The organism is Okeania sp. SIO2F4, from assembly GCF_010672385.1.
Lineage (GTDB): Bacteria > Cyanobacteriota > Cyanobacteriia > Cyanobacteriales > Microcoleaceae > Trichodesmium.
Map to the genome: position 1 here is coordinate 1 of NZ_JAAHGT010000861.1, position 4,187 is coordinate 4,187.

Annotated in this window: 7 protein-coding genes and 1 pseudogene; all 8 read left to right on the plus strand. The window is 37.5% G+C overall.

What is annotated here, in order from left to right:
• Positions 1 to 746 precede the first annotated feature (746 nt).
• Entirely contained in the window at positions 747 to 1,424 is a 678-nt protein-coding gene (locus tag F6K22_RS33980) for an HAD-IA family hydrolase (protein WP_293108551.1), read from the plus strand.
• 87 nt (positions 1,425 to 1,511) lie between these two features.
• The gene (locus F6K22_RS33985; RefSeq protein ID WP_293108554.1) at positions 1,512 to 2,153 is read left to right on the plus strand and encodes a tetratricopeptide repeat protein; all 642 of its coding nucleotides are present in this window, start codon (positions 1,512 to 1,514) and stop codon (positions 2,151 to 2,153) included.
• Between the two features lie 33 nt (positions 2,154 to 2,186).
• Complete coding sequence (locus tag F6K22_RS33990) at positions 2,187 to 2,447, plus strand: BolA family protein (protein ID WP_293108563.1); 261 nt, start codon at positions 2,187 to 2,189, stop codon at positions 2,445 to 2,447.
• 568 nt (positions 2,448 to 3,015) lie between these two features.
• Complete coding sequence (gene grxD / locus F6K22_RS33995) at positions 3,016 to 3,351, plus strand: Grx4 family monothiol glutaredoxin (protein WP_293108557.1); 336 nt, start codon at positions 3,016 to 3,018, stop codon at positions 3,349 to 3,351.
• A 90-nt stretch (positions 3,352 to 3,441) separates the two neighbouring features.
• Positions 3,442 to 3,597, plus strand: a complete 156-nt coding sequence (locus F6K22_RS34000; protein WP_293108560.1) for a hypothetical protein — start codon at positions 3,442 to 3,444, stop codon at positions 3,595 to 3,597.
• Between the two features lie 36 nt (positions 3,598 to 3,633).
• The gene (locus F6K22_RS43685; protein WP_483244185.1) at positions 3,634 to 3,747 is read left to right on the plus strand and encodes a helix-turn-helix domain-containing protein; all 114 of its coding nucleotides are present in this window, start codon (positions 3,634 to 3,636) and stop codon (positions 3,745 to 3,747) included.
• 56 nt (positions 3,748 to 3,803) lie between these two features.
• Entirely contained in the window at positions 3,804 to 4,022 is a 219-nt protein-coding gene (locus F6K22_RS43690) for a hypothetical protein (protein ID WP_483244186.1), read from the plus strand.
• A pseudogene (locus F6K22_RS43695) lies at positions 4,000 to 4,187 on the plus strand (RNA-guided endonuclease InsQ/TnpB family protein); the annotation flags it as partial. The gene F6K22_RS43690 and the pseudogene F6K22_RS43695, both read left to right, overlap by 23 nt.

Here is a 4,187-nt window from a genome sequence, read left to right on the forward strand (position 1 = left end):
AAAGTCTTGCTACATTTTCTTGAAAGTAGGAGGTAGGGAGTAGGTCGGAGGGAGTAGGGAAATTAATAAGATATCTTTGCTATTTTCAAACGAATCTCTAAAAACATTGCTCTTACTTACTTATTACTTAATAACTGAAGTCTTGAGCAAGGTCTTCCGTTATTTTTGGGAATTGATATTACTGGTGTTAGACTACCCAGGGAGATTTTGCTACCTTCCTCAAGCTAACCTACTGGAATGACATAGCTAAAAATTTAGACTGGTTAGAACAAAGCGTGAAACCTAACAAAGCCTAAATATATGTATATAGGGTTTCTCACCTTTTGCAAGGGACTTCCAAATAAAAAATTATCCCATTAGCTATGAAAATAAGGAAGTAGAGGCATCTATGCGAATCGCCCGTACGGGAGTAGGGAAGAAATTGAAAAAGTAAGGGAGCAGGGAGTAACTAGTTATAGCGCTAGGCGCTAGGGAATAGGGAATAGGGAATAGGGAATAGTAAACTGTCAAAGGATTTCAGGATTTAGAAATGTCCTAATCTTTGCTTCGACTGCTATGACGCGATTAGTAGAAAAATTGGGATAATTTATTTTCTGCTATTCCCTAAGGTAAAGTTATCTTTTTTCTTCCTATTCCCGATTCCCTTTTACCTAAAATTACAAATTTTGTACCTCATCCAAGGAATAAAGGCTATAGTGTCAATTTGAGTTGTTTTAACCAATTAATTGTTAGTATAAAAAAATCAGATGAATGATTTCCCAAAAATCACCCATATTATCTACGACCTAGACGGTTTACTTCTAGATACAGAATCAATTCATGCTCAAGTAAACCAAGAAGTTACAAGCCGTTATGGCAAAATTTTCGACAAATATACTAAATGTAAAATTACTGGCAGAAAATCTATCGATTCTGCAAGAAAAATTGTAGAACTATTAGAACTACCTGTCACTGCCGAAAATTATCTTCAACAAAGAAATACTCTCACATATCAACGTTTTCCTGAAGCAAAACCAATGCCAGGTGCAGTTCGCCTGACCCAACATTTATATCAAAATAAAATTCCTCAAGCAGTAGCTACCAGTTCTTCACGCGAACCATTTAATTTAAAAACAAAAAATCATCAAGAATGGTTTCAATTATTTGATTATATTATTGTTGGAGATGACCCCAATCTCAAACGTGGAAAACCAGCGCCAGATATTTTCTTAATAGCTGCTGAAAGATTAGATGTTTCCCCAGCAAAATGTTTAGTATTTGAAGATTCTTTAGCAGGAATGGAAGCTGCTTTATCTGCAGGAATGTCCGTCATTGTTGTACCCGATCCTGACATGGATAAAAACTTATTTCATTCTGCCCATCAAATTCTCAATTCCCTCACAGAATTTCAACCGCACTTGTGGCAACTACCATCATTTTTATAGGTATAACTTATCAAATATATATCTTTAAAATAATGATAGTATATGTGAAAAATAGTTTTTTATTTATACAAACCAACTAAAATAATCATGGTATTTGCTAAACCTATTCGTTTTATTTACTCTACATTTGGCTTAACTCTGCCGATTATGGCAGCTTTCACACTTTTACAAGAACCAATTAATGCTCAATCTGAGGAAACTGTAGAATCAGAAAACTCCTCTCCTATTCCAGTTCAGCCAATACAACCCACCCAACCTGAAAATGCTCGTCCTTTAGATCCACAAAACAGTCTATTAAGTCTTCAGGGGGGAAAACGTTTAATGAACGAAGCTGACAATGCCATTGCTTCAGAGAATTATGATTTAGCTAACCAGAAACTACAAGAAGCTCGTCAAATATTTAATCAACTTTCTAATTTCCATACTCAATTAGCTGCTAGTTTTTCTGGTATTGATAATCGTTTAGCGGATGACCAAAGGACTAAAGCTTTGAACACTGCCCAAATGAGAGACCAAGCCACTTATCAGTTAGCTCTTGTCCATCGAGCGCAAAACCAACCAGAATTAGCAGTACCATTACTGGTTCAAATTATTAGCTCTCAGCAACCCACTCGCGATTTGGGAAAAAAAGCTTACCAGCAGTTACTAGAGTTAGGGTTTGTGGACATTCCCTATCCTAGATCCTCTGGAGATAACCAACCTCCTGCCTCATCCCAATCTCTTAATTAAAATGTAGAATGTCAGTATTTTCCCAGAGGAAGAATTATGAATTTAGAGCAAGTTGAGTTAATGATTAAAGCTAAGTTACCAGATGCTCAGGTACAAGTCCAAGATTTAACAGGAGGTGGCGACCACCTAGAAGCCATTGTTGTTTCCTCTGAGTTTGAAGGAAAAACTCTCGTGAAACAACATCAAATGGTTTACGCTGCTGTACAAGAACCAATGGCTTCTGAAGCGATCCATGCTTTAGCTTTGAAAACCTATACTCCTGAAGAGTGGAAAGCAACAGGGCAAACTGCTTAATTTGTGCTTTTGGGTTACAAGGCGAACAGGATTATTTGGCTACATCAGTCATAATTAATTAATTCTCATAATTTGGCCTAAAACATCAGGCAAATTAATAGTATCTATAATCAAAAAGCGATCGGCTATCACTTAAGCAGATCAACCATACATTAGGGTTGAAAACTGTTAACCGTAAACTGTAGAAAACTTGATAGAATAGTAGAAAAGCAAAAACCAAGCTTCAAAACTTAACGGCTTGACAACCGGAACAAAACTCGCATCTAGTAGGATACCTGTGACAAGGTGACTGGGTACATCCACAGCTTGTTAAATTTCCTGAAAATAGCGGAGTAGAGTAACAAAGCAGTCAAATCCATTAATTTCAAATTTTGTTAGATATAGGGCGAGTTGCGCCCGATTTTTAGCCTGTGGACAGAGTGCTGCTGAAAGTTCTGGTTAAAGCAGGAAACCAACTCTCTATTCTTCGGAGCAGTTAAAGCAGAACCAATTTTCTACAGTTTCGTACAACGGTTAGCTAAATGGTGAATGTTGAAAGCTTTTATGGCCATCTACTAAGGAAATAAACATGACTCTAGCTCCAGAATTAAAAGCAAAAATCGATGACTTAGTTACTAAAAATAAAATTATGATTTTTATGAAGGGTAATAAGTTGATGCCTCAGTGTGGTTTCTCTAATAATGTGGTTCAAATATTGAATATTTTAGGAGTGAACTATGAAACTTTCGATGTATTAGAAGATCCAGAAATTCGTCAAGGCATTAAGGAATATTCTAATTGGCCTACAATTCCCCAGGTTTACGTCGATGGAGAATTCCTTGGAGGCTCTGATGTGATGATTGAAATGTACAATAAAAAGAGAGAAGAGCTAGAGCAAAAGCTAGCAGTTGCTTCAGCTTCCTAGAAATCTCAACATTTTTAAAATGATAAAAAATGAAGGGTATGTCATAATGCCCTTCATTTTTTATGTCTACTATTATACTTACTTAGATTTTTGACATCCTCCCCGGCTCTCAGGCAAGGAGATTCCAACCGAGCATTAAATCCTTGGCAGGTTGACGTTTTATCCCAAGGTTGGTTGAAGACCCGCGCTCTCGGTCAGGGGAGCGTCGCATGGGAAAACCAATCAATGTTGCGGTTTTACAAATAATCTGCTACAATGTAAATACTGAAAAGCAAACAGTAAATGGTGGAAAAAGCGTACAAATTTAGGTTTTACCCTACTCCAGAACAGGAAGGTCTGTTGCTGAAGACTTTGGGATGTGTACGCCTCATCTACAACAAAGCGCGCTTCAGCTAGAACTAATGCCTGGTATGAGAACAAAGAGCGAGTAAGTTACAAGCTTTCCTTCAGCTATGCTTACCTCTTGGAAAAAGCAGGAAGACTTGGATTTTCTGAGTGAAGTCAGCAGTGTACCATTGCAGCAAAGCTTGAGACATTTACAAACTGCTTTCACCAATTTTTTCAGTGGACGGGCTAAATATCCCAACTTCAAGAAAAAGCGCAACGGTGGCAATGCCGAGTTTACGAAATCTGGATTTAAGTGGAAAGATGGTCAAGTCTCAGATCGCTAAATGTTCTGAGCCATTACTTATCCGATGGAGTAGGCAACTACCAGCAGGTTGTGTACCTAGTACAATTACTGTCAAACTTGACCCTAGTGGTAGATGGTCTGTATCTCTGAGAGTGAATGACACCAGAGATTTAAAACTCAAACCTATTACCAAACAAATAGGCAT

Bases quoted from the DNA above. Each gene is read 5' to 3' on its own strand.
- grxD (WP_293108557.1), top strand. From the start codon at position 3,016: ATGACTCTAGCTCCAGAATTAAAAGCAAAAATCGATGACTTAGTTACT.
- F6K22_RS33985 (WP_293108554.1), top strand. From the start codon at position 1,512: ATGGTATTTGCTAAACCTATTCGTTTTATTTACTCTACATTTGGCTTA.
- F6K22_RS43685 (WP_483244185.1), top strand. From the start codon at position 3,634: ATGGTGGAAAAAGCGTACAAATTTAGGTTTTACCCTACTCCAGAACAG.
- F6K22_RS33980 (WP_293108551.1), top strand. From the start codon at position 747: ATGAATGATTTCCCAAAAATCACCCATATTATCTACGACCTAGACGGT.
- F6K22_RS43690 (WP_483244186.1), top strand. From the start codon at position 3,804: ATGCTTACCTCTTGGAAAAAGCAGGAAGACTTGGATTTTCTGAGTGAA.